Here is a 23,091-nt window from a genome sequence, read left to right as displayed (position 1 = left end):
TACACTAAACAGTATATCGTGAAAAGGTGACAATAATTGGCACCTATAAGGAGTGTTTTATGAAAAAAGGGGAACGATTAAATCAAATGCTGCGGTTTATCAATCAAAAACAGCAGTTCACCTTGAAGGATCTAATGAGTGAATTCCAGATTTCAAAAAGGACCGCCCTTCGTGATATTGCCTCGTTAGAAGATATCGGGGTCCCGCTTTACGTCGAATATGGGCGGTACGGAGGGTATCGTTTAGTCAACTCCATGACATTACCGCCGATTTCTTTTACGAGCCAGGAAGTATTCGCTCTATATTTTGCGATGCAGGTGCTCCAAAACTTTGCCAGCACTCCTTTTCAGATATCATTCCGTTCCATTCATGAGAAATTTTTAGAAGGAGTCCCTGCTGACCTTCGCGGACAAATCGAAAACTTCCGGGAAAGAGTGGCCTTCTATCCCGGAGAACAAACGCATGAATGTGACTATCTGGAAGATCTTCTGCTGACCGCTGCTCAGAACAACGTGATTAAAATTCGCTATGAAGCGCCAAAACAAACGACCATTCGCTGGATTCAGCCGATAGCGATATATGCCATGAAAAGCTGGTGGTACTGCCAGGCGTATGATTTAGATAAAGGCGCCTACCGTGTTTTCCGCTGTGATCGCATAACCGCTCTGGAAATAGTAAATCATGAAGGTGCTGTAGATTTAAAAGATGTGAACCTCCATAATGCCCAAAGTCTTTGGCAGCCAACGAAACAGGCGGTTCCATTTACATGTATACTCACTTCGGAAGGGGTGGAGATATTCAATAAGGAGCCATACCCGTCCATGGAAGTAGTAACAGAAAATGGTATTATGTATTTAAAGGGAACATACGAGCCGGCTGAATTGCATTTTATGATTTCTTACCTGGCCGGTTTTGGTAAATCGATAAAAATCATAGATCCGGTTTCGTTAAGAGAACAGTTAAAGGATTACTACTTAGATGTAATAGATCACTTATAATAGAAATAGAGGGATGGGGTACTGAAAAAGGAAGAGACATGGTTTCAAGCGGTATTTACATTTTTATCTTTTTCCGATAATCAACGAGCAGCCAGAAGTTAAGAAAGACAAGGAATAAAAGCATTGTAAGTGGGATAAGCCAGGCATGGGAACCGTCTGTCGTCCATCCAAGCAGCATTAGGGTAATGGAAATAAGAGGTGCCATCACAAAATAAGCTTTCGCTTGATAAAACCAGCCGTAGGGAAAAAAGTGGGCTCCTGTAATCACGGCAAAAAACACAACCATATGATGGGGACTTTGAACAAAGGCCCAGAAGATAATGGGGAAATACATAAACTGAGCGAGATTTAAATACAAGCCTAATGAACTAAGGGGATGGTCCTCCATTTTCCACTCGGACTTTGTCCACTTGGACAGGATCAAGGCGATTGGAAACATTAGTCCCGTGGCAAATAACATGAATATATTTTTTGTATCAATTGCTAATGGCAATAGGAAGAGGACTGTAATGCCAGCCCAAATTACACAAGCCGAAAGCAAAAAAGGAAGACCATTCTTCCCTCTTACCGATAGTGCTTTCTTAAGTTCAAGGATCTCCATCATCCTATTCTCCTTTTTTGCTGTAGCCACAGCATTATTGTTCATCCGATATCTATTTTACACTTTTTATGAGCATCCAGCTGTAATTTTTTAGAAATCCCGCTTAACGATGAACAAGAGGAGAGAAAAAGGGATTGGGACTGGAATGGAGAAGTATACAAACTGGCGGGAAGAGAAAAAAGGAAAGGCAGGAAGGAAGGTTATAAGAATGGCGAAAATGGACGATTTTATGAAGCTGGACATCCGGGTGGGGACGATTATGGCAGCCGAAGCATTCCCTGAAGCGCGCAAGCCGGCGGTTAAATTAACGATTGATTTTGGAGACTTGGGGGTGAAAAACTCCTCGGCTCAAATAACAAAACGATATCAGCCAGAGCAGCTTCCCGGCCGGCAGGTAGCGGCGGTGGTCAATTTCCCGCCAATGCGGATAGCCGGTTTTACCTCGGAGGTGCTCGTTCTCGGGGGAACACCGGAAGAGGGGGACGTCGTGCTGCTGCAGCCGGATGCCTCTGTTCCGAATGGATGCCCCATATCCTGAGCCTCGCTTTATACTGGGCCGTTTTTTATTTATGATCCATGTTCTTCCTTGGAAGGGGGGACCTCGAATGTTGAACGTACCCTTTCGTAATAAAAACCGGTTACCGTCAGAGTTGTCAGAAAGACGGGAAAAGAATAGACAGGCTGGTAGCCATTTTGAAAATCAATAATCCCCAGCCAGGCAAAAGGCCACTGCATTCCTGTTCCAAGCAGGGCCCAGCCAATAATATACCATATGAAAGATTTTTTGATCTGGAGTAACTCATACACATATACAAAAAAGAAAGCAGCTGGAGCAAACAGGGAATAATATAAGAAATCAAACAACTCGTAGTTCTGGGTATCATTCAGCTTATAAAAATCAATAAAACCACCGCCGATAGTGAAATCAAATACAACCCCAATCGTATATCCCCATAATAGGAATAACAGGGTGACAGGGCGGGAGAATTTTTTAGATAGCAGAAAAAAAGCAGTGTAAGCCGCGGCCATCATAATAAAGATACTTATTTCATTTTTGTCAAAGCTTTCCCACAAATTCACGAGCTGTTCACCTCGGATACGGCAGTCTTCTGAATAGATGCAGAAGGAATAATAAGCAGCCCCGGCCAGGAAGGTGTAGTATACAGCATCATAACCGAGGTTCCACTTTGTGTGCTCTGTGATCTGAAATGAAGTGGAGAGGCAGGCGAGAAAAAGCAAGGCAGCAAGAGATATAACATATATCCATAACTTACTTGATTTATGTAAGAGGTTTAAGGAAACGGTAAAACCATAGGAATAATAATACTGCGGAAAAGAAGAAACGCAGTATAGTTCAGACCGTCCTCTGTAATATTCACTCGATCCATTTCTTCATACACGATCCAATCCCAGTTAATATTAATGACAAGAATAATCATAAATACAAAAGTATTTTCTGTTAAAGATAATGTTTTTTCCATTCTTATAAATAATGTATTAAGAAGCCGGGAAGCTAAGAAAAATACAGCAAAGGCCATTCAGCGATCCCCTTTTTAGCTGTTATTATCTGTTTTCAGTAAAATAATATGCATGATAGTAGGTTAAAGAGCCGAGTTCATTCCCGCTTTCTTTTAGAAATCTTCAGAAAGAGTATGAAAAGGAAGAGCCTGGGCAAAATAATCGAATATAATCGGTCTTTTATCAGGCAGAGGAAAGTCCGAACCTTACCAAGGAAGGAATGTTCAAATAGTGGCATACCAGGCACCGTTAGCCTCGTCCGAACTTGCAACCCTTTGGGTCATTTATCAAAAGAAAACAATGATGGCAAGAGTTGTGGAAAATTTTCTATCCAAAAACCAGGAGCCGGAAGCTCAAGAAATACTTCAACCCTTTCACGACAGGGAATGTAATTTCATCACTGAAATCACGGATATTTTCAAACAAGAGGGGGCGGCCGTCCCGGTTGGCTTCACCGAAAATGATGTCAATCTCAAATCTCCTCCCCTGTTTGATGACATATATCATATCATGTACTTGAGAATGATGATGAAAATTGCCACGGGGCTTCACGCCTTACACATGTCGATGAGTTATCGTAAGGATATTATGAAGTTATATAAAGACTGTTCGGCATTTGCGGAAGAATACTGTGTAAAAACAACCCAGTATTTGCTGGAAAAAGGAGTTCTCCCAAGATCTCCAGAGGTTACGATGCCGGTTCATGCAGAGTTTGCGGAAAATAAAGATTATCGTTCAGGATTTAAATTACTTGGGAATAAGAGAACGTTAAACTCAGTGGAAGTGGCCTATTTATATCAAGGCATTGAATCGAATGTAACGGGGATGAAACTAATGACTGGCTTTGCCCAAGTGGCTCATAAAAAAGACGTTCGAGAATATTTTTTCCGGGGGAAAGAATTATCTAAAACTATTGTTCAAAAATTTAGTAATGTCTTATTAGAGAGTGATGTCAATGTTCCTTCCACCTCATCCGGATTGGTTACCAATTCCACCTTGTCTCCTTTTTCCGATAAACTGATGATGTATAATACTTCCTTATTAAGCAGTTTTGGCTTAGGCAGCAGTGCTTTAGGCACTTCCTTCAGTCTTAGAAAAGACCTGCCGCTGAGAATGTTCATGACAGCTAAAGATGTTTATGACTTTGCCAATGATGGAGGAGATCTGATGATTGAACACGGATGGACAGAGGAACCGCCCCAAATGGAGGACAGAACGAAAATAACCAAAAGGAAAGGATGACGGATAAACGATAGGATGACGGTCCTGTCCAGGTGAATGGCTCCTTCCGCTTCGATGCAGGAAGGAGCATTATTATTTATTTTTTAGGGGAGCCAGGCGGATAGTAATACGGAGGGACTTTTAACCACCCGCGTTTTTTCATCAATGATTTTAAGTTTGCCCCTATCGTGACCCAATCGATATAAAATTCCAGCCATATCATGCCGATGTCATTACGAACTGCATCGGCCTGTCCTTTTGCACAGGCTTTCAAGCTGCTAACCAGTTTAAAGGCTACTCCGTTCGTAATTTCATCGTCGGTCAGTTTAACACCTAACGGGATTTCATTTGGTTCGGAGTTTGGTTTGGAAGAAGTTACATCCGGAAGGGGAAGCCCCTCTTCTTTCATAAACTTACTTAACTTCTTCACATGAGATTCACATAGTTTGATGATATCTGTCAGCATTTCTCTTACTTCGTCGTCTGTCGTGGTATTTAATCCGCTTTCTTCATAACGTATAAATTCTTCTACTAAGGTAAGGTACTTCCAGCAGTCCCCGACCTCAATCACGTGCAGCTGCCCTTTTGTTTCATTGGCATTATCCATCGATGTTTTTAATACGTTCCACGCGGCTTCAAAAGGATTTCCCAACGATTTTCACCTTCCTTCACTCATCTTTATTCATACCAGACGGCTGCTGCCTGCTTTTTCTTTTTTTTATAAACGAATAGATCGTTTCTGTGATAAACAGGATAACAAAAAGAGACGAAAGAAAAATTTCAATGATATGCATCACCCGGAACGGGTTTATAGCGTTTGTTAAAGCGGTTCTCATATCAAAACCCATCAACATATCCAGTAGTATGGAAAACCCCATTACCAGCCCCATCATCAGTATGGTAATTCCTGCTATTTTCATATTATCATCTCCGCTCTTATTTTTATCCAACCCATGAAGGGTTATGTATAAATAAAGAGCGAACGCTAAAACTAACAATAAATTACAAAGAAAGCACTGATGCTGTCATGTCTTACAGGTTCAGGAAATTTTTAAAATCAAAAAGAAAATATACAAATGCTGTCCAGAATGCTGGGCCGGCGGAAGAATTATATACTTCGTTAGACAGCAATCTAAGCAAAATAAAACAAAGGACCGGCAACAGTTCAGATATAGTTATCCGGGAAATGACAACGGCGCAGGAAAACAAGCAGATTGGTGTTATTTTTGTTGAAGGAATCGTGGATAACCGCACCATCCATGATTTTCTCCTGGAATCGCTCATGGATGACCCTGCTATCGAAACAGAAGGGACAGAACGGGATGTTCTGGAGACGATTGCTGAAAAAATCGTTCCGCTTGGGGAAGTAACCAGGGTGAACAACTGGAAGGAGTTATATGAATCCCTGATGTCAGGTCTGACTATCATTCTTGTTGATGGGGTCATGCAGGGACTGAGCGCCAGTACAAAGGGAGGAGAAAGACGTTCTATTCAAGAGCCTCCTACGGAGATTTCCATCCGCGGGCCGCGGGAAGGATTTACAGAGTCTCTACGCACGAATACCTCCCTGGTACGCCGCAGAATTAAAAATCCAAATCTGTGGGTCGAGTCCCTGCAGCTTGGTGAAAAAACGAAAACAGACGTAGAGATTATGTATATCGAAGGGATAGCAAGCGAAAAAAATCTCAATGAGCTGCGCGAACGGTTGGAGAATATTAATATGGACGGCATTTTAGAAACCGGTTATATTGAAGAACTTATTGAGGACCAGCCCTCCTCCCCTTTTCCGACGATCCATTTTACGGAACGCCCTGATGCTGTCGCTGGAAATCTGCTGGAAGGCAGAATCGCAATTTTTGTAGATGGAACACCGTTTGTTCTGCATGTCCCCTCTATTTTTATCCAATTTTTTCAATCGGTTGATGATTATTACAGCCGGGCGTATATTGCGTCCTCCCTTCGTTTCATGAGAATTATGGTTTTTTTAATATCTCTGTATGCGCCGGCAACCTATGTTGCTGCTACGACCTTTCACCAGGAAATGATCCCCACTCAGTTGTTGGTCGTACTATCGGCCCAGCGGGAAGCGGTTCCCTTTCCGGCAGTCATCGAAGCGTTTCTTATGGAAATCACGTTTGAAATTTTACGGGAAGCCGGAATTCGGATGCCTCAAGCAGTTGGACAGACCGTTTCGATTGTAGGAGCTCTTGTCATCGGCCAGGCCGCTGTACAGGCGGGGATTGTCTCACCGGCCATGGTTATTATTGTGGCGATTACCGCAATTGCAAGTTTTACAACCCCGTCTTATTCCATGGCGATAGCTGCCCGTCTCATACGGTTTGGGCTGATGATTGTGGCTGCTTCGTTCGGATTTTACGGGTTGATCTTGTCCTTTATTGTCATTATTGCCCATTTGTGCAGTTTACGATCGTTTGGCATTCCATATATGGCACCGCTTGCTCCCTTTATCCCGGCTGATTTTGGAGATTCGGTTATTCGTCTGCCAAGGTGGGGAGACAAGGAGAGACCAAGACTGTTTACTACAAAGAATGAGCGAGAAGGAAGCGGCCAGAAGCCAACCCCGCCTGAAACACGGAATATAAAAAAACAGCAGATGAAGAAAGGTGACCTGAATGATGATTAAAGGGCTTCTTTGTTTTTTCAGTATGCTCCTGAGTATTTCCATCCTCTCTGGCTGCTGGAGCAATCAGGAGCTGCCGGATTTAGCACTTGTTTCTGCGATCGGTATTGACTTGTCCGAGGACGGGGAATTTGTGAACACCATTCAAGTGATAAACCCCGGAAACGTGGCAGGGGAAGGGATACAGAATACGGGAGGGTCGGAGAGCCCTCCTGTTTCCACCTATACCGAACATGGATACAATATGACAGAAGCCCAAAGGCGTATTTCCAAGAAAGTGTCCCGGGAACTTTATTATGCTCATACCAACCTGCTCGTGATCGGGGAAAAATTGGCGGAAGAAAGAGGAATTCAAGAAATATTTGATGCCCTGGAACGGGACAACGAATTTCGTACAACGACAAAAGTAGTAGTAGCCCAGGATGCAAAAGCCGAAGAGATTATTAAAACACTCACGTCGATTGATAAGATTCCAGCAAACAAAGTTATTAAAACATTAAGGTCTACCGAAAGAATCTGGGGCGAGAATATTAACCTGGAGACAAGGGGTTTACTGCAAAAATTGATTTCACCAGGAACCTCCCCGGTCATTAGTTGTTTCCGTGCTCCAGGAGACGAAGAAAAGGGAGAAGCGATTGAAGGCATCCAGGAGACACAACCTCCATTCCGGCTACAGGCTTCCGGCCTGGCTCTTTTTAAAGACGGAAAATTGATACACACCGTTAATGGGGACACATCAAAAGGGATTTTGTGGGTGCTGGACAAAATAAAAGAAACTGGGGTCTCGCTTGATTGGAAGCAAAATAAAGAAGCGATTGTTTACGAAGTGATCCGGCAGAAAACAAGTGTGTCCGCCCAGGTGAAAAACAACCAGCCGAAGATTTCCGTGGAAGTGTCGGCTGAAGGGGATATAGGGGAGACGGCCGTGCCGATTGATTTACGAAAACCACATGTTTTAAAAGATTTAGAAGGTCTGGTGGAAAAAGAGATTAAGGAGAATTTACTGTCTTCTATTAAAAAAACCCAGGAGCTGCAAACGGATGTATTAGGTTTTGGGGAGGCCGTCCACCGGGCGGACTCCGAAGCGTGGAAGGAAATGAAGGAGAATTGGAATGACGAATATTTTCCTGAAGTAGAGGTAGACGTTAAGGTCCATGCTTTCATCCGCCGGACAGGATTGAGAAATAAACCGTTTCTTATGGATTTCTAAGAAACGAGGAAAAAGAAAGGAGGGGGGTCCCCAGGTGGAAAAAGCAAAAATAACTCCTGGTCAGTTGTTTATTCTCATCTTTCTGTTTGAGCTTGGAAGCGCTCTGTTAATCCCTCTTGGCTTAAGTGCAAAGAAGGATGCATGGCTCGCTATATTATTGGGAATGGGTGGGGGTTTATGTTTGTTTCTGATATACCAGGCTCTTTATAACTATTACCCGGATATCCTGCCGACAACGTATATGCAGGAGATCACCGGAAAAGTTTTGGGTAAACTTCTTGCTTTTCTATATCTCATTTATTTTTTATATATTGCTGCCAGGGTGCTTCGGGATTTTGGGGAAATGCTGGTGACGTTTGCGTATGATGAAACGCCGCTGTTTATTATAAATGCCCTGCTTCTTTTTTGCATAGTTTATACCGTACATAAAGGAATCGAAGTTCTGGCCCGAACAGGGGAGCTTCTTTTTGTGCTGCTATATTTTTTGGCAGTGATCGGTTTTGTATTGGTCGTAGTATCCGGCTTAATTGAGTTAAATAACCTGCAGCCGGTGCTGGAAGAGGGAATTGGTCCAGTCATTAAGACAGTGGTCACGGAAACATGGTATATCCCTTTTGGAGAAGTTGTTGTATTTACGATGATTTTCCCGTATCTAAACAGACCGAAACATGTAAAAGCAGCAGGGTTGACGGGGATCGCGTTAAGTGGTCTGAATATTGTTATTACCATGGTGGTGAACATTTCAGTCCTGAGTTATGAACTTGTCTCACGCTCCCAGTTTCCTCTCCTGAATACGATACAGGCGATTGAAGTTGCCGAATTTCTGGAACGACTGGACGTATTTTTTATGATTGCTTTAATCACGGGAGGTTTTTTTAAGATAGGACTTTATTTTTATGCAGCACTTATAGGAACAGCAGATTTGTTTAAAGTAAATGGTCTTTCTAGACTTATCTATCCGCTGGGGCTGGTGGTATTATTTTCCTCTATGACAATCGCAAGCAGTTATTCCGAGCACATTCAGGAAGGAATCCGGTTTGTACCCCTGTATATGCATTTACCCTTTCAGGTTATCATTCCTGCTTTGCTGCTTCTCATTGCAGTGGTAAAAAACAGAAAGAAGCAGCGTTTGTGAATAACACTTAGAATTTTCGGCAGACTAATGGCAAGTAAGTTGTTAGGGAGGAGCCTTTCATGGAAGTAATGAGAAAAAGCCAGATGACGACAGCGGAACACTCCCAGTTATGGTCAGTTTATATGAACGCGAGTACCTCAAGCGCTATGCTGAAATACTTTCATGAAAAAGCTGAGGATGAAGAAATATCATCCATGCTGCAGAAGACATTGTCCATAACCTCCGATCATTTAAATGAAATAGCCACTTTGTTTAATCAGGAGAACAAACCGGTTCCTATTGGAATGACGGAGGAAGATGTCAACATTCATGCTCCGAAGTTATATACGGATCCCTATTTTCTCCAGCATGTCTTTCAACTTAGCAACGTAGGGATGTTTTCATTTTCGACAGCGATCAGTTTATCAGTGCGTGAAGATATATATCAGTTCTTTACCAATGGATTCCACCACTATAATGAGCTGTATCAAAGAACAAAAACCCTGTTGCAGGAAAAGGGTTTATATCTTTATCCTCCCTCGATCCCCACGCTGGACGAAGTGGATTTTGTCAAAAAACAAAGCTTTTTAACCGGCTGGTTTGGCGAACGCAGACCGCTGACAGCGGTAGAGATCACTCATCTGTTTAATAATATCCAGCGTAATGATTTAGGGGTTACCACACTAACGGGATTTGGTCAGGCCGCACGATCAAAGGAAGTAAAAGACCATATTGTCAGAGGAATCGAAATGGCAAAAAAGCATATAAGCATATTTCGTTCAGTTTTGGAGGAGAATCAGATACCGGTTCCAATGGGGTCGGAATCTATGGTTACGACTTCGGCCAAAGAAGGGCCGTTTTCTGAGAAATTAATGCTGTACCATGTTACAGCGATGAGTACGCTGGGCATAGGGTTCTACGGGTTGAGTATCTCTACCAATATTAGAAGAGACCTGGCTTCTCATTATGCACGCCTTATCGGTGAAGCCGGCTTATTTTCCGAGGACGGAGTCAATATTATGATAAACCACGGGTGGCTGGAAGAGCCTCCCCGCATGGTGGACCGACGGGAACTTATAAAGTCTGATAAATGAAAGGATATGTGTCTATGCAGAAAAATAGACATAACTTCACATCAAAACTAAGCGAAACAGGTAATGTCTATGCAGATGGAAATTAATAAACAAAGCAAAAAATTGGAAATGCTGTTATGGAGCATTGCTCTTCCCGGGTTCGCCCATTTAATCCTCGGAAAATATACCAAGGGAATATTGTTAGTGTTTTTAGAGGTGCTGGTTAATGTATTAGGCAATTTTAATTATGTTATTGTCTTGAGCTTTCATGGAAGAATACAGGAGGCTATTGAACATACCGACTATCAATGGCTGATGTTTTATCCTTGTATTTATTTTTTCGCGATATGGGATGCGTACAGAGAAGCAGGCGGCGGCACGAAAGCTTTTTCGTATTTGCCTCTTGCTTTTTCCGCCTATTTTGTAACGATAGGCTTAATTTATTCTCCTTATCTTACATTATTTGGATATAAAATAGGTCCGGTATGGCTCCCTATTCTTTTTTTACCTGTAGGGTTAGCGGCAGGGATGATTATTCGATGGGTGTTAGTGAAAATAAAAACGTAAGCCTGAACAGGGCTTCTACATATCACATCAGGAGGGCAATGATATGAAGGAACCAAAAACCAATTTAACATCTGCTGAAATCGGATGCTTGTGGACGACCTATATGAATGACAGCATGTCCAAAGTGATCCTGGAATTTATGTTAAAACATTTGCAGGATACAGAGATAAAAACGATTACAAAAGAGGCCTATGATATTTCAAGCAGGAATATGGATCACCTGCTCAGCCTTTTTGACGATGAACAGTTTGCCGTGCCGCGCGGGTTTTCCATGGAAGATGTAAACATGGAAGCTCCCTGGCTCTTTTCAGACATATTCTGCCTGACCTATGTGAATCATATGTCAAAAGTAGGGATGATGACATACGGCGGGTTTGTCGGAATGAGCAAAAGAGAGGATATAAGACGATTCTATACCCAGCTGCTGACAGATACTTCTGCACTGTATAATCATTCTACCGACGTTGCGGTGTCCCAGGGAATTCACGCTACCCATCCGTATATTAATGTACCAAAAGAAACGGATTACATCGAAAGTAAAAAGTATTTAAGCGGAATGAATCCATTCAGCAGCAAACGCCCCTTGAATGCCGTGGAAATCGCCTATTTGTATATGAATATTCTGACCAATTCAGTAGGCGCGAAGCTTTCTCTTGCGTTTGCCCAGACGGCATCGATGAAAGAGGTTCAGGAATATATGCTGCGGGGAAAAGAAATTTCAAATAAGCATATCAAGGTTTTCACCTCTTTGCTGGATGATAATGATATTGTTACGCCGAGACTGCCCGATCTCAGCGCAAGCGATTCGACGACAAAGACGTTCTCGGATAAATTAATGATGTTCCATATGTCCCTCTTAACCTCTGCCGGGATGGGGAATTATGCTATGGCTGCTTCCTCCAGTCTGCGGACGGATTTGGCACTTAATTATGAACGTCTTTCTTTGGAGGTAGCGAAATATGCGAAAAGCGGCGTGGACATTATGATCAAGCACCATTGGCTGGAGCAGCCCCCGGGAACAAAGGACAGGGAAGAATTAGCCAGGAACAAGCGCTAGGAAGACGTCCATTGGCCGCCGTTTACGTGGAGGGTCTGACCAGTCACAAACCGGGAGTCATCCGAAGCCAGGTACACGTAGGTGGGGGCCAGTTCGAAAGGCTGTCCCTGCCGCTCCATGGGATTCCCAGCCAACGTCACTTCGTCCGCTGAAAAACTTGCCGGAATGAGCGGCGTCCAAATACGGCCCGGTGCTACGGCGTTGACCCGTATCCCTTTGTCAACCAGGTTATTGGCCAAAGCTCTTGTAAAACCAACATTTGCTCCTTTTGTCGCTGAATAATCCATTAATTGTTTATTCCCGTCATAAGCTACTACCGAAGCGGTATTAATTATTGAACTGCCGGCGTGTAAATGGGGAAGAGCAGCTCTGGTCGTGTAAAAATGAGAGTATATGTTCACTTTAAACGTATCATCAAATTGTTCATCGGTAATATCAAGCAGGCTTAACTGCTGGAACTGAATGCCGACGTGGTTACAGAGAATATCAAGCTTGCCGAAAACGGCAACGGTTTCTTCTACCAGGTGAACACACTGCTGTTTTTCTCTGACATCTCCAGGCAGTAAAAGGCAGCGCTGTCCCAGTTCTTCAATACGCCTTTTTGTCCGCTCTGCATCGTCCTGCTCATCTAAATAGGAAATGGCTACATCCGCCCCTTCTTTGGCAAAGGCGATGGCGGCAGCGGCGCCAATACCGCTGTCTCCCCCCGTAATAAGCGCTGTCTTTCCAGTTAATTTTCCGCTTCCTTGATAGTTGGGGTTTTCCACAATCGGCTGCGGGTTCATGAGCTTTTCCAAGCCAGGCTGACGGTATTGACGCTGCTCCGGCACAGTTATGGGAACTTCTTCATATTGAGTGATCTTACCGTAATTAGGGTACAAGGGATAATCATGAGGTGCCATAAAAAACCTCCAAAATAGTATTCCTTTCACCTTATGTTTTCTAGGCGTCTGTCGTGCATGCCCTTCTTCTGAAAACGGACATGCTCACGGGGGCCCTGTATGGAATAAAGTGAAAGGAAAAAGACTGGAGGTGGAGGAATGTCTTATTCCCAGGAATTTGTGCTGCTCCTTCCTCAATCGGAGGAAAAAGTGAAAGTGTACTATAATGATGATCCCCGCCCTTTTTCCCTGCCTAAAATAGGTCCTAGACCCCCTTATTACTGTTGCCCAAGATACGAACCGTATTATCCGGTGATGTAGATGAAAAGAATCGACTTCGGGGGTGTTTCCCTGAAGTCGATTCTTTAGCTCCAAAAACAGTGTATTCATTTGGGGCCTGTCCATAAAAATAATAATTATTCTCATTTACAAACCGTAATGGTTACGATATACTGATAGTCGGTCATTCGTAATGATTACGAAAGGGGATACCTACATAATGATAAAAAGATTCATTGGGCTGTTTGCTGTTTTTATTTTAGGACTGTTAGGGAGTGCGTGTGCGGCAGAAGAGGACCAAAACCAGGAAGCCTCGGAAGAATCGCCCCTTCATATCTACACCACACTATTTGCATGGGAAGACTTTGCCAATCGCATCGGAGGAGAGGAAGTAAAGGTGGAAAATCTGGTACCAGCTGGGGCGGATGCCCATAGTTTTGAACCTACTTCTCAAACGATGATCGATATCGCGGAGTCCGATGCCTTCTTGTTTAACGGAGCCGGCATGGAAGGCTTTGCGGACTCTGTCAATGAAACCGTGGCCGCGGAAGATGGATTGTCAGTGGAGGTGACAAAAGGGCTGGATTTACAGGATGGTTTGGGAGCCGATCCTCATGACCACGGAGAAGTGCAGCACACTCACGAACACGGAGATACAGACCCTCATGTCTGGCTGGATCCAATCCTGGCACAACAGGCAGCAGAGAACATTAAAGACGCTTTGATTGAACTGCGTCCGCAAAAAGAAGAGATATTTGAAGAAAATTTTGCCGAGCTGGAAGAAGACCTCCAATCCTTGGACGCATCGTTTACGGAGATGGCGGAAAAAGCCGAACATAAAACATTTATTGTGTCTCATGCAGCCTATGGTTACTGGGAAGCCCGCTATGGATTAGAGCAAATGTCTATTTCCGGAATCTCCCCTTCAGATGAACCGAGTCAAAAGGAGCTCCAATCCATTATCGAAACGATAGAGGAGACCGGCATTCAACATGTGATGTTTGAACAAAATGTTTCCTCTAAAGTGACGGACGTTGTTCAGAATGAAGCAGACGCGGAAGCCTTGTATCTGCATAATGTATCGACTCGTTCGGAAGAAGAAATCGAAGAAGGAGCGGACTACTTCAGTCTGATGAAAGAGAATATAGAAAATCTGCAGACGGCCTTGCAGTATTCCAATGGTATTGAGGAAGAAGAGAACCATGACCAAGGGGAGGAAGAGCATGAGGAGCATCATGGAGAGGAAGAACACAACCATGATTAGTTAGTAAACGGAGTCAACAAGACAGTGCGAGCCTCCGCATAGGTTTTCGATGAATGCTTCGGTTGTCCGGAGGAGTCCGGTAGCTGCGGCAGCAGTTGTGGAGGACACGAATCAACGGTACAAAGCTTTGACTGTCCTCCAAACCACTTTAGCACCCAAGTTTCAGGAAGAAAGGGGAAGCAGCGTTCTCCAAATGCTCTTGGGGGACACAAACAAGAAAAAGAAGAGTTCTGCTGTCCTCTAACCCTCCCATGGAGCCCGCCAGTCCAACGTAATTCCGCTGTACTATCCTCCAGTTTTTGCAGACCTGCCAGAAACTTCTCTGAGCTTGCAATGGTTGTCATTGTACCGTGTCGTTTTTTAATCCAGGAGCCGTAGAACTGTTAATGTTCCTGCCTTTGCAGGAAAATAATCTTTCTCCTCGAAGTAAGCTAGAAAGGTACAAGAATGCGGAAGGTTGTGGTGAGGGATGGCCAAATGGGACAATATGCTTGCTATATTATGGATACTTAGATCCAGGGAACAGGTGACGGCTTCTGAATTGGCGTTTTCTTTGGAGATCAGTGTCCGGACCGTTTACCGCTATATTGACGCCCTCTGTGCAAGCGGTGTTCCAATCATTGCTGAATCAGGCCATGAAGGCGGGTATTCCCTGGCTAAAAACTTCCGGGAAACACCATTGTTTTTTGATTCTGATGAATTGAAAGCAATCGCTCACGCAGCGATGCTGGCCGGGGGGACAGGTTACCCATTCGGAGCAGAACTTCAGGAGGCCATGAAGAAAATCGAACGCCAGCTGAACGACGAGCAATATCAGCTGCTGCATCGACACACCCAGGGTTTTGGGGTTCTTCCAGTAAAAGAAGCAATGCCGGAAAAAGAAGTACTTCAGAAACTGGAAAAAGCGGTAGCAGAGGACCGGATCGTTCACATCAAGTATGTCAAAAAGGAAGAGGAAACAGCTCAAACAAGAGATATGAATCCATATGGCCTGGCCTACCGGTACAGCCTTTGGTATATTGCTGGATATTGTCATCTGCGGCAGGAAATGCGGGTATTCCGGGTGGATCGAATTTGCCATGTATCTATTGGGAATACTACGTTTTCCAGACCTGCTCATTTTTCGATCGAATCGTATCTTCATGATAAATTTCAAGAACCTTATATGTCGAAATCCCCAAAGGTTCCAGTTGTTATAGAAGGGGAAAAAGGGGCTCTGGACCGGCTCGCGCGAAATTATTATATGCGCTCCTGTCTAACAGAGCATAGAAGAGATCAATTACATCTTCTCGTCAACGAGCAGGAGGCGTTATTCTATATGCCAAACCTATTACTGGCAGAAGGAAAAAAGGTCCGGATCCTGGAGCCGTCGAGGTTAAAAGAAGAAATGACCACCTTGTTAAAGGAAATGGTTTCGCATTATGAAGAAAAATAACTTCCCTGACAGCAGCTGACAGGGAAGTTATTTTATGATGGAGAGGATAAATAATAGGCGGAAAGGTGGATATTACATTGAAACATCAAGCATTGCAGATGCATGATTATCATGTATGGGCCAACGAAAGGACATTGAACCACGTGAAAGAATTGCCGATAGAAATAGTAGAACAGCCGGTTCAGAGTGTTTTTTCCACGATACAGGATGTTTTCGTTCATATTCATGTGTTTGATCATGTCTGGCTGGGAGTGATGCAGCAAAAAGACTTTTCTGAAATAATTGGAGTGATGGAACGGCTGAAAAAAGAGCTGCCGTCAAAATCCATCGATGAAATGCAGCAATTGTATCGGGAGGTTGCGGGAATGTATCGTTCCTTCTTTAAAGCTCAGTCAGATCTGGATGGAATGATTCCGTGTGAACATCCGCAATGGGGAAAGAAGGAATTACGTCTGTCGGAAATGGTGCATCATGTCGTGAATCACGGCACCTACCACCGCGGAAACATCACCGCGATGCTGAGGCAGATGGGGCATGCAGGAGTACCGACGGATTACGCCCAATTTTTATTTGAATTGGAACGCTGACTTGACAATGGGAAAGTAGGGATAACAATTGAATAAAATATTGCTGCATGGGGAAGGATTTGTTGTTTTCGCACTGAGTCTGTATCTATATGGCTCTCTTTCATTCAGCTGGATTCTCTTTATCATCCTTTTGCTGGCACCGGATTTGTCTATGATCGGTTATATGGGAAACGATAAAGTTGGGGCTGTTGTGTATAATATCTTCCATACTTATATTCTATCAATTGGAGTGGCTGCAGCTGGAATGGTTTTCTCTTTTCCAGCTGTATTGGCTGTTGGATTAATATGGAGCGCCCATATCGGCATGGATAGAATGATAGGGTTTGGGTTGAAATACCCGGAATCGTTTAAAGATACTCATTTAAACCGAGTGTAATTTCCTGTATCCTTGTTGATGTAAGAAAATGACAAGGATGGGAACGTAATATGGAGAAACGAATAATAGGGATGGCAGCTTTTACTGTCGCAGGCGCGGCAATAAGCGCGTTTACGGTTTTGCTTTCCATGCTCCTTTTTCAACAGAGTACATATATTTATGTTGGAATTATCGCAGCTGCGCTGCTCATCTTCGGCAACGTCCTTATATCAGGCGCCTTCCAACGCCTGTCGACAACGATGAAAATAGTGCTTCCTCTTCTGCTGTTTGTCCTTCCGCTTGCCGGTTACGGAGGCTATGAAGCTTATATCGATCATATTGAGATCGAAAATGCAGAGGTTGATTTAACAGCGTATGAACCTTTTCGCAAAGAGACCAAAGCTGTCCGTTTAGAGCAGCCGTCCTCTTTCACCCTTAAAGAAAATCTTCCGGAACTGGACGGGGCCACCGCATTGTATCCGGTGTATTCTGCTTTTGTACGGGCGGTGTATCCCGAGAATGAATACCCCCATGATAATACTCTGGACAGTGAAGTTGCCGTGTCCAAAACCCCGGGGGCCTATAATCGATTGGCTGCTCAAAACGTGGATATGATATTTGCAGCCGGCCCCTCCGAAAAACAGGAATCAAAACTTCGCCCGGAAATGGAACAAACAGCGATCGGAAAAGAAGCCTTTGTCTTTTTCGTCCATGACAGCAACCCTGTGCAAAGTTTAACGGTCGAAGAGCTGCGTGGTATTTATTCCGGAGACATTACCAATTGGGAAGAAGTAGGCGGAAAGAATCAAGAGATCATTGCGTTTCAACGGCCGGACGGAAGCGGCAGCCAGACAGGCCTCCAGAAAATGATGGATGGGAAAAAGATCATGGACCCTCCCAGTGATCATCGGGTGAGCGGTATGGGCGGTGTAATAGAAAAAGCTTCCAGTTATCGAAATCACCGCAATGCCATCGGTTTTTCCTATCGGTATTTTTCCACTCAGATGAAGGAGAACAACAACATTAAGCTACTGAAGGTAAATGATGTGCCTCCGGATGTCCCCTCCATCAAAAACGACGAATACCCGCTGTCCAGTGAATTTTACGCTATAACCAATGGAACAGACAACCCAAACGTCCCGCCTTTTATCGATTGGATCCTATCGGAGGAAGGGCAGACCATCATCGAAAAAACGGGATATGTACCGCTGGGGGAAAACTGATCAAACTGTTATATCTATATTTAAGAAGGGGCTGACCCAAAAGGGCGGCCCTTTTCCTTATTAAAAGGAGCAAAGACATCATACAAAATCTCAAGTACGTTTACGGTCCGCATAAGAAGGGGAAAAAGCATTCCAAGTTCTGATAATTTTCAACACAGGGAGGGGTTAACGTTGCCGGAACGTGATCATACGGTGGTAACGATAAACGGACAGGAATACTTAGCAGACCCGGGACAAAACGTACTGGACTTGATCAATACGGTAGAAGAAAACATACCGCAGATATGTTATAACGAGTCGCTTGGGCCGGTCGAGACGTGCGATACGTGCGTTATTCAGGTGAACGGGGAGCTGCAGCGGGCCTGCAGTTTGAAAGTGGAGGCCGGCATGAAAATAGAAACCAATCTTCCCCACGTTCAGGCTGCTCAAAAAGAGGCCCTCGATACTATACTGGAAAAGCACGAACTTTATTGTACCGTATGCGATTATAATAACGGAGATTGTGAAATTCATAATGCGGTTGCCGAGTTTGGGCTGGAACATCAGTCGCGTCCGTTTCAGCCAACCTCTTATGAAATCGACCGTTCAGGATCTTTTTACCGGTACGATCCGGACCAATGTATTTTGTGCGGCCGCTGCGTAGAGGCCTGCCAGGATATTGAAGTCAATGAAACGTTAACGATAGACTGGGATCGACAGGAGCCGAGAGTCATCTGGGACAATGATGTTCCGATTGAGGAGTCCTCCTGTGTGAACTGCGGGCAGTGTGCCACAGTATGTCCGTGCAATGCCATCATGGAAAAGGGCATGGAAGAAGAAGCAGGCTTTATGACGGAACAGGAACCGAGCCTGCTGCGCTCGATGATCGATGTCACAAAAAAAGTGGAAACGGGATATGGGCCGCTGCTGGCAGTATCTGATACGGAAGCGGCAATGCGGGAAGAAAGAATCGATAAAACGAAAACGGTATGTACTTACTGCGGGGTTGGCTGCACGTTTGATGTGTGGACCAAAGACCGCAAAGTGTTAAAGGTGGAACCAAATGAACATTCTCCAGCCAATGGGATTGCTACCTGTATCAAAGGTAAATTTGGCTGGGATTATGTGAACCATAACGAACGTTTAACGAAGCCTTTAATCCGGCGCGGCCATAAATTGGAGGAAGTGGAATGGGACGAAGCTCTTTCTTATGCAGCTCAGCGATTTCAAGAGATAAGGGAAGAAAGCGGCGCGGATAAGCTTGGATTTATTGCTTCGTCGAAAGCGAGCAATGAAGATTCGTATGCGATGCAGAAGTTTTCCAGGCAGGTGATGGGAACCAATAATGTGGACAACTGTTCCAGGTATTGTCAGAGCCCGGCTACCAAAGGCCTGTTTCGGACCGTAGGGTACGGAGGCGACTCAGGCTCGATCGATGATATTGCTGCGGCAGATCTGGTACTTACGGTTGGATCGAATACAGCAGAATCCCATCCTGTACTTGCTTCGCGGATCAAGCGCTCGCAGAAATTATTTGGGCAGAAACTGTTCGTGTTTGACCTGCGCAAGCATGAAATGGCTGATCGAGCCGACCGATTTTATCAGCCAGCCTCCGGAACGGATCTTGTGTGGGCTTCTGCTGTAACCAAATATATCATTGACCAGGGATGGCAGGAGCAGGAATTCATTACCAACTGGGTAAACGGCTTTGAAGAATACTATGAAAGTCTGCGTGCCTTTACCCTGGAATATGCTGAAGACATGACCGGCATTCCGGCAGAGGATCTGAAATATGTCGCAGAAGAAATAACCAAGGCAGATAAAGTCGCTTTATGCTGGGCGATGGGTGTTACACAGCATTCTCTTGGCAGTGATACAAGCACCTCGTTTTCCAACTTGCTCTTAATCACTGGAAACTATGGCCGTCCCGGGACGGGAGCGTTTCCGCTCCGCGGTCATAATAACGTCCAGGGCTGCAGCGATTTTGGAAGTATGCCGAACACGTTTCCCGGGTATGAGCCGGTATCCGACGAAAACGTAAGAAAACGGTACGAACAGGCCTGGGGAGTTGCCCTTTCCGATGAACCTGGCATGGATAACCACGAAATGATTAAAGCTATTCACGAAGATAAACTGCGGGCGATGTATGTCAAAGGGGAAGACACAGCGATTGTCGATGCTAATATCAATTACGTCACCAGGGCCTTTGAAAAACTTGATTTCTTTGTCGTCCAGGATCTTTTTCTTACGGAGACGGCGCGCTACGCTGATGTTGTATTGCCGGCAGCGGCAAGTCTTGAAAAAGAAGGGACCTTCACCAATACAGAACGCCGGATACAACGGCTCTATCAGGCAATGCATCCGATGGAGGATACGAAGCCGGATTGGGAAATTATACAACTGCTTGCGGAAAAGCTCGGATTTGATTGGAACTACGAGCATCCATCAGAAATCATGGAAGAAGCGGCCAGCCTGTCGCCGTTATTTGCAGGCGTGACGTATGAACGGCTGGAAGGCTATCATTCCCTGCAGTGGCCGGTGGCTGAGGATGGCACGGACGAGCCGCTTCTTTACATGGACGGTTTTCCTTTTGAAGATAAAAAAGCCAGGCTCTATCCGCTCCACTTTGAACTGCCATATGACACCACAGAAACATATAACCTTCATTTAAACAATGGCAGACTGCTGGAGCATTTTCATGAAGGCAACATGACGTACAAATCACCGGGGATACGAAGAACAACTCCTCGTTCCTTTATTGAAGTTTCTCCCGAATTAGCCGAGGAACGCGGGATAAAAGAAGGGGCTGAAGTGAAACTGACGTCCGATGCCGGAGAAGCGACCGGTACCGTGACCATCACGGACAGAGTGAGGGGCAAAGAACTGTATATGCCTTTAAATAGTAAAGGGAAATCTGCTGTCAATTTCTTAACGGACAACAGTGTCGACAAAGACAGTGATACCCCGGCCTATAAAGAAATTGCCGTCAACATGCAGGTCCTGAAAAAACAAGGGAAATCCCCGATCCCGCCTAATAACCATAGACGGGGAGCCCCGCAGCCGCAGTACAGTGTAAGAGTGGAAGACAAATGGAAGCGGCATGACTATGAATTTCCTGGAAATAAGGTGAAGAGAAATGGCTGAACCAATTTCGGATATTAAACGGATGGAAATGTCTCGTCAGGAGAAAGTAGAGCAGGACGTGCAGGAGGTCAAAGAGGTTGTCTCGGCAAACAAAGAAAGCATTGTGAAGGGCATCGAATTACTCTCTGCGCTGGAAGAAGCAGATGCCCTCGAAGCCGCGACAGCCCTTACGAAAAAACGAAAAACACTCTTGAACAATGTCATAAAAGAAATAGATAAGCCGAAATATACGGATGCGCTGGACACGCTGCCGAATCTCATTTTCCTTCTAGGCGATCTTGATATAGAAGAGACACGGATGCTGCTGCAACGTCTCAACAATGGGTTGAGGGAAACAGAGGGGGAGAAGGAGCAGGAAGAAACCTCCTATACGGATATCGTCAAGTCGTTGAAGGATCCGGACATTAATCGAAGCATTACCCTTCTCCTTCAGTTCTTAAAAGGAATGGGAAAAGATTAAATCAGCACAGTAATGTATAGCCATTAAGTTGAAAAGCCATGGAGACCATCAAGGAAGATGGGAAGCATGGCTTTTTTGATCGAGGGATTATGGCTTCGTTCGCCGGTGTTTTGCCGCAGAATATCTGTATCTATACCCATTTATTCTCCTTTTAACAATGGTTCATCGGTGAGACTCCAATTTTGCTTTTCGTCTGCTTCTATAATACCCAGGGTGACATCTCCAATATCGTCATCTTTTAAGAGTTTATCCCGGACACGAAATTTAATATCATCAGCTTCTGCCAGAGAAAGACCTTTTTTTAATTCAATATAACTTTCAACATGATACTGCCGCCCTTCTTGAAGCACACGCATTTTATTAATGTCTATCACATCATCATCATGTAAAATAATATTTGCCACGCGATGCTCCACTTTTTTCGGCGCAGCCACACCGATTAAACCGATGGTATTGTCATATCCAATTTTTAAAGCAATGCCGATAAGTAAAAGACCAATCATTATCGAACCAATGCCGTCCAGATAATACAGTCCGGTCGCGTGGGATAAAATGACAAAAATGAAAGCGACCAGTGCTCCAAATGTTGCCACAATGTCTTCGTAAAAAACAAGCCTGGTTGGAGGGGCAGCATAACGTACATTTTTGAAGGCTGCAGCTGCTACTTTTAAACCAGAAGCATTGGAATCTGATTCCTTTACAATTTCTTTCATTGCTTTCATCAGGACAAATCCATCAATCATAACGGCAGCTAATAAAATGATGATATTCAGCCATAGATTGGATGATTCTTCAGGGTTTTGAATGATTTCCCACCCTTTCCTTATCGTTTCATAGGCCATGATGGATACGACGATCACAGCAACTAAGACAAAAAGATTGATAACCCGTCCAAAACCCGCGGGAAAACGTTTGGTAGGTTCTTTCTTAGCAAGGATACTTCCGAAATATACAAACCCCTGATTCGTCGCATCGGCGATGGAATGAATCGTGGTAGCGAACATGGAGCCGCTTCCGCTGATCGCAGCACCAATCCCTTTTATAGCAGCTAATACAGTATTTCCGAGTGCTGCATATCCTGATGATTGGTTGCCGCGTTTTAGTAATTTTATAAAGGACATGGTCATGTCTCCCTAACACAATATTTTTTCTATTATATAGCATGACCAAAATTAAAATTATCATGTTCCTGCGATTTTAGTTCCAATGCATCATCAAAAAAGGAACAAAAACGGGTCTGGGACAAAACATTATCAAGGACAAAAAATCCGAACGATTTATGGAAAAAATCGTTCGGGTTTTTGTGTATTGTTCTATCGCTGCGTCAAAATAGGTCGCTTTCCGCGGGCACGGCTCGAGCCTCCTCGGAAGAAAGTCACTTCCTGCGGGGTCTCGAGACTCGTGCTTTTCCCGCAGGAGTCGACCTATTTTGACTCCGCTGAATGGACGTTCTTGTTATATAAACCCTAAGATGTCCGTTTTAC

General features: G+C 44.3%; 24 protein-coding genes. 17 read left to right on the top strand and 7 right to left on the bottom strand.

Going from position 1 to position 23,091, the window contains the following annotated elements; translation table 11 throughout:
* Positions 1–59: 59 nt before the first annotated feature.
* A complete protein-coding gene (locus tag G475_RS0119830) occupies positions 60–998 on the top strand; it encodes a helix-turn-helix transcriptional regulator (RefSeq protein ID WP_026702755.1) in 939 nt (312 codons plus the stop codon).
* Positions 999–1,053: 55 nt separating this feature from the next.
* Here G475_RS0119830 and G475_RS0119825 read toward each other — a convergent pair whose 3' ends face one another.
* Entirely contained in the window at positions 1,054–1,602 is a 549-nt protein-coding gene (locus G475_RS0119825; RefSeq protein WP_233275822.1) for a DUF7010 family protein, read from the bottom strand.
* A 205-nt stretch (positions 1,603–1,807) separates the two neighbouring features.
* On the opposite strand from G475_RS0119825, the gene csaA reads away from it, so the two are divergent.
* The gene (csaA, locus tag G475_RS0119820; RefSeq protein WP_026702753.1) at positions 1,808–2,137 is read left to right on the top strand and encodes a chaperone CsaA; all 330 of its coding nucleotides are present in this window, start codon (positions 1,808–1,810) and stop codon (positions 2,135–2,137) included.
* A 29-nt stretch (positions 2,138–2,166) separates the two neighbouring features.
* Here csaA and G475_RS0119815 read toward each other — a convergent pair whose 3' ends face one another.
* Both G475_RS0119815 and G475_RS0119810 read right to left on the bottom strand, forming a co-directional pair.
* Positions 2,167–2,679, bottom strand: coding sequence for a hypothetical protein (locus G475_RS0119815; RefSeq protein WP_026702752.1), 513 nt, complete (start codon positions 2,677–2,679; stop codon positions 2,167–2,169).
* Between the two features lie 212 nt (positions 2,680–2,891).
* Entirely contained in the window at positions 2,892–3,137 is a 246-nt protein-coding gene (locus G475_RS0119810) for a hypothetical protein (RefSeq protein WP_026702751.1), read from the bottom strand.
* 211 nt (positions 3,138–3,348) lie between these two features.
* On the opposite strand from G475_RS0119810, the gene G475_RS0119805 reads away from it, so the two are divergent.
* Positions 3,349–4,359 (top strand): DUF3231 family protein, encoded by a 1,011-nt coding sequence (locus G475_RS0119805; RefSeq protein ID WP_026702750.1) that lies wholly within the window; start codon positions 3,349–3,351, stop codon positions 4,357–4,359.
* 76 nt (positions 4,360–4,435) lie between these two features.
* Here the strand turns inward: G475_RS0119805 and G475_RS0119800 are convergent, their stop codons facing one another.
* Together G475_RS0119800 and G475_RS0119795 are read right to left on the bottom strand one after the other, a co-directional pair.
* Positions 4,436–4,990: a DUF3231 family protein gene (locus tag G475_RS0119800; protein WP_026702749.1), complete on the bottom strand. Its 555-nt coding sequence runs from the start codon at positions 4,988–4,990 to the stop codon at positions 4,436–4,438.
* Between the two features lie 16 nt (positions 4,991–5,006).
* Positions 5,007–5,258: a hypothetical protein gene (locus G475_RS0119795; protein ID WP_026702748.1), complete on the bottom strand. Its 252-nt coding sequence runs from the start codon at positions 5,256–5,258 to the stop codon at positions 5,007–5,009.
* 107 nt (positions 5,259–5,365) lie between these two features.
* Between G475_RS0119795 and G475_RS0119790 the strand changes: the two genes are divergently transcribed.
* The 6 genes from G475_RS0119790 to G475_RS0119765 all read left to right on the top strand — a co-directional run bounded on the left by G475_RS0119790 (position 5,366) and on the right by G475_RS0119765 (position 12,000).
* Entirely contained in the window at positions 5,366–6,982 is a 1,617-nt protein-coding gene (locus G475_RS0119790) for a spore germination protein (RefSeq protein ID WP_026702747.1), read from the top strand.
* Positions 6,975–8,189 (top strand): Ger(x)C family spore germination protein, encoded by a 1,215-nt coding sequence (locus G475_RS0119785; protein ID WP_035712082.1) that lies wholly within the window; start codon positions 6,975–6,977, stop codon positions 8,187–8,189. The genes G475_RS0119790 and G475_RS0119785 overlap by 8 nt, the downstream gene beginning before the upstream one ends.
* 34 nt (positions 8,190–8,223) lie before the next feature.
* Positions 8,224–9,324 (top strand): GerAB/ArcD/ProY family transporter, encoded by a 1,101-nt coding sequence (locus G475_RS0119780; RefSeq protein WP_026702745.1) that lies wholly within the window; start codon positions 8,224–8,226, stop codon positions 9,322–9,324.
* 59 nt (positions 9,325–9,383) lie between these two features.
* On the top strand, positions 9,384–10,397 hold the full coding sequence (locus G475_RS0119775; RefSeq protein WP_026702744.1) for a DUF3231 family protein: 1,014 nt from the start codon (positions 9,384–9,386) through the stop codon (positions 10,395–10,397).
* A gap of 69 nt (positions 10,398–10,466) precedes the next feature.
* Positions 10,467–10,943 carry a hypothetical protein gene (locus tag G475_RS0119770; RefSeq protein ID WP_051302762.1) on the top strand — a complete coding sequence of 159 codons (477 nt, stop codon included), beginning with the start codon at positions 10,467–10,469 and terminating at the stop codon, positions 10,941–10,943.
* 43 nt (positions 10,944–10,986) lie between these two features.
* Positions 10,987–12,000 carry a DUF3231 family protein gene (locus G475_RS0119765; protein WP_026702742.1) on the top strand — a complete coding sequence of 338 codons (1,014 nt, stop codon included), beginning with the start codon at positions 10,987–10,989 and terminating at the stop codon, positions 11,998–12,000.
* Here the strand turns inward: G475_RS0119765 and G475_RS0119760 are convergent.
* Positions 11,997–12,902, bottom strand: coding sequence for an SDR family oxidoreductase (locus tag G475_RS0119760; RefSeq protein ID WP_026702741.1), 906 nt, complete (start codon positions 12,900–12,902; stop codon positions 11,997–11,999). The genes G475_RS0119765 and G475_RS0119760 overlap by 4 nt on opposite strands.
* A gap of 138 nt (positions 12,903–13,040) precedes the next feature.
* Here G475_RS0119760 and G475_RS27595 point away from each other — a divergent pair, with 138 nt between their 5' ends.
* The 8 genes from G475_RS27595 (at position 13,041) to G475_RS0119715 (ending at position 21,607) form a co-directional block, all read left to right on the top strand.
* On the top strand, positions 13,041–13,202 hold the full coding sequence (locus G475_RS27595) for a hypothetical protein (protein ID WP_169728540.1): 162 nt from the start codon (positions 13,041–13,043) through the stop codon (positions 13,200–13,202).
* A 178-nt stretch (positions 13,203–13,380) separates the two neighbouring features.
* Positions 13,381–14,424, top strand: a complete 1,044-nt coding sequence (locus G475_RS0119750) for a metal ABC transporter solute-binding protein, Zn/Mn family (protein WP_026702740.1) — start codon at positions 13,381–13,383, stop codon at positions 14,422–14,424.
* A gap of 469 nt (positions 14,425–14,893) precedes the next feature.
* Complete coding sequence (locus tag G475_RS0119740) at positions 14,894–15,859, top strand: helix-turn-helix transcriptional regulator (protein ID WP_026702739.1); 966 nt, start codon at positions 14,894–14,896, stop codon at positions 15,857–15,859.
* 77 nt (positions 15,860–15,936) lie between these two features.
* Complete coding sequence (locus G475_RS0119735) at positions 15,937–16,446, top strand: DinB family protein (protein WP_026702738.1); 510 nt, start codon at positions 15,937–15,939, stop codon at positions 16,444–16,446.
* A gap of 28 nt (positions 16,447–16,474) precedes the next feature.
* Entirely contained in the window at positions 16,475–16,822 is a 348-nt protein-coding gene (locus G475_RS0119730) for a DUF4260 domain-containing protein (protein WP_026702737.1), read from the top strand.
* Positions 16,823–16,872: 50 nt separating this feature from the next.
* Positions 16,873–18,024, top strand: a complete 1,152-nt coding sequence (locus G475_RS0119725) for a PstS family phosphate ABC transporter substrate-binding protein (protein ID WP_026702736.1) — start codon at positions 16,873–16,875, stop codon at positions 18,022–18,024.
* A 171-nt stretch (positions 18,025–18,195) separates the two neighbouring features.
* Positions 18,196–21,147, top strand: a complete 2,952-nt coding sequence (fdhF, locus tag G475_RS0119720; RefSeq protein ID WP_026702735.1) for a formate dehydrogenase subunit alpha — start codon at positions 18,196–18,198, stop codon at positions 21,145–21,147.
* Positions 21,140–21,607, top strand: a complete 468-nt coding sequence (locus G475_RS0119715) for a DUF1641 domain-containing protein (protein ID WP_026702734.1) — start codon at positions 21,140–21,142, stop codon at positions 21,605–21,607. The genes fdhF and G475_RS0119715 overlap by 8 nt, the downstream gene beginning before the upstream one ends.
* Before the next feature lie 140 nt (positions 21,608–21,747).
* Here the strand turns inward: G475_RS0119715 and G475_RS0119705 are convergent, their stop codons facing one another.
* A complete protein-coding gene (locus G475_RS0119705) occupies positions 21,748–22,728 on the bottom strand; it encodes a cation diffusion facilitator family transporter (RefSeq protein WP_026702733.1) in 981 nt (326 codons plus the stop codon).
* Positions 22,729–23,091 lie beyond the last annotated feature (363 nt).

This window comes from Salibacterium aidingense DSM 18341 (genome assembly GCF_000429685.1).
Taxonomy (GTDB): domain Bacteria; phylum Bacillota; class Bacilli; order Bacillales; family Marinococcaceae; genus Salibacterium; species Salibacterium aidingense.
The sequence above is the reverse complement of the archived record's forward strand: the minus strand, read 5'-3'. Positions and strand labels throughout refer to the sequence as shown.

Excerpts from the sequence above, each read along its gene's own strand:
- G475_RS0119830 (WP_026702755.1), top strand. The coding sequence starts at position 60 with ATGAAAAAAGGGGAACGATTAAATCAAATGCTGCGGTTTATCAATCAA.
- G475_RS0119825 (WP_233275822.1), bottom strand. The coding sequence starts at position 1,602 with ATGATGGAGATCCTTGAACTTAAGAAAGCACTATCGGTAAGAGGGAAG.
- csaA (WP_026702753.1), top strand. The coding sequence starts at position 1,808 with ATGGCGAAAATGGACGATTTTATGAAGCTGGACATCCGGGTGGGGACG.
- G475_RS0119810 (WP_026702751.1), bottom strand. The coding sequence starts at position 3,137 with ATGGCCTTTGCTGTATTTTTCTTAGCTTCCCGGCTTCTTAATACATTA.
- G475_RS0119795 (WP_026702748.1), bottom strand. The coding sequence starts at position 5,258 with ATGAAAATAGCAGGAATTACCATACTGATGATGGGGCTGGTAATGGGG.
- G475_RS0119790 (WP_026702747.1), top strand. The coding sequence starts at position 5,366 with ATGTCTTACAGGTTCAGGAAATTTTTAAAATCAAAAAGAAAATATACA.
- G475_RS0119785 (WP_035712082.1), top strand. The coding sequence starts at position 6,975 with ATGATTAAAGGGCTTCTTTGTTTTTTCAGTATGCTCCTGAGTATTTCC.
- G475_RS0119775 (WP_026702744.1), top strand. The coding sequence starts at position 9,384 with ATGGAAGTAATGAGAAAAAGCCAGATGACGACAGCGGAACACTCCCAG.
- G475_RS0119770 (WP_051302762.1), top strand. The coding sequence starts at position 10,467 with ATGCAGATGGAAATTAATAAACAAAGCAAAAAATTGGAAATGCTGTTA.
- G475_RS0119765 (WP_026702742.1), top strand. The coding sequence starts at position 10,987 with ATGAAGGAACCAAAAACCAATTTAACATCTGCTGAAATCGGATGCTTG.
- G475_RS0119760 (WP_026702741.1), bottom strand. The coding sequence starts at position 12,902 with ATGGCACCTCATGATTATCCCTTGTACCCTAATTACGGTAAGATCACT.
- G475_RS27595 (WP_169728540.1), top strand. The coding sequence starts at position 13,041 with ATGTCTTATTCCCAGGAATTTGTGCTGCTCCTTCCTCAATCGGAGGAA.
- G475_RS0119750 (WP_026702740.1), top strand. The coding sequence starts at position 13,381 with ATGATAAAAAGATTCATTGGGCTGTTTGCTGTTTTTATTTTAGGACTG.
- G475_RS0119740 (WP_026702739.1), top strand. The coding sequence starts at position 14,894 with ATGGCCAAATGGGACAATATGCTTGCTATATTATGGATACTTAGATCC.
- G475_RS0119725 (WP_026702736.1), top strand. The coding sequence starts at position 16,873 with ATGGAGAAACGAATAATAGGGATGGCAGCTTTTACTGTCGCAGGCGCG.
- G475_RS0119715 (WP_026702734.1), top strand. The coding sequence starts at position 21,140 with ATGGCTGAACCAATTTCGGATATTAAACGGATGGAAATGTCTCGTCAG.
- G475_RS0119705 (WP_026702733.1), bottom strand. The coding sequence starts at position 22,728 with ATGTCCTTTATAAAATTACTAAAACGCGGCAACCAATCATCAGGATAT.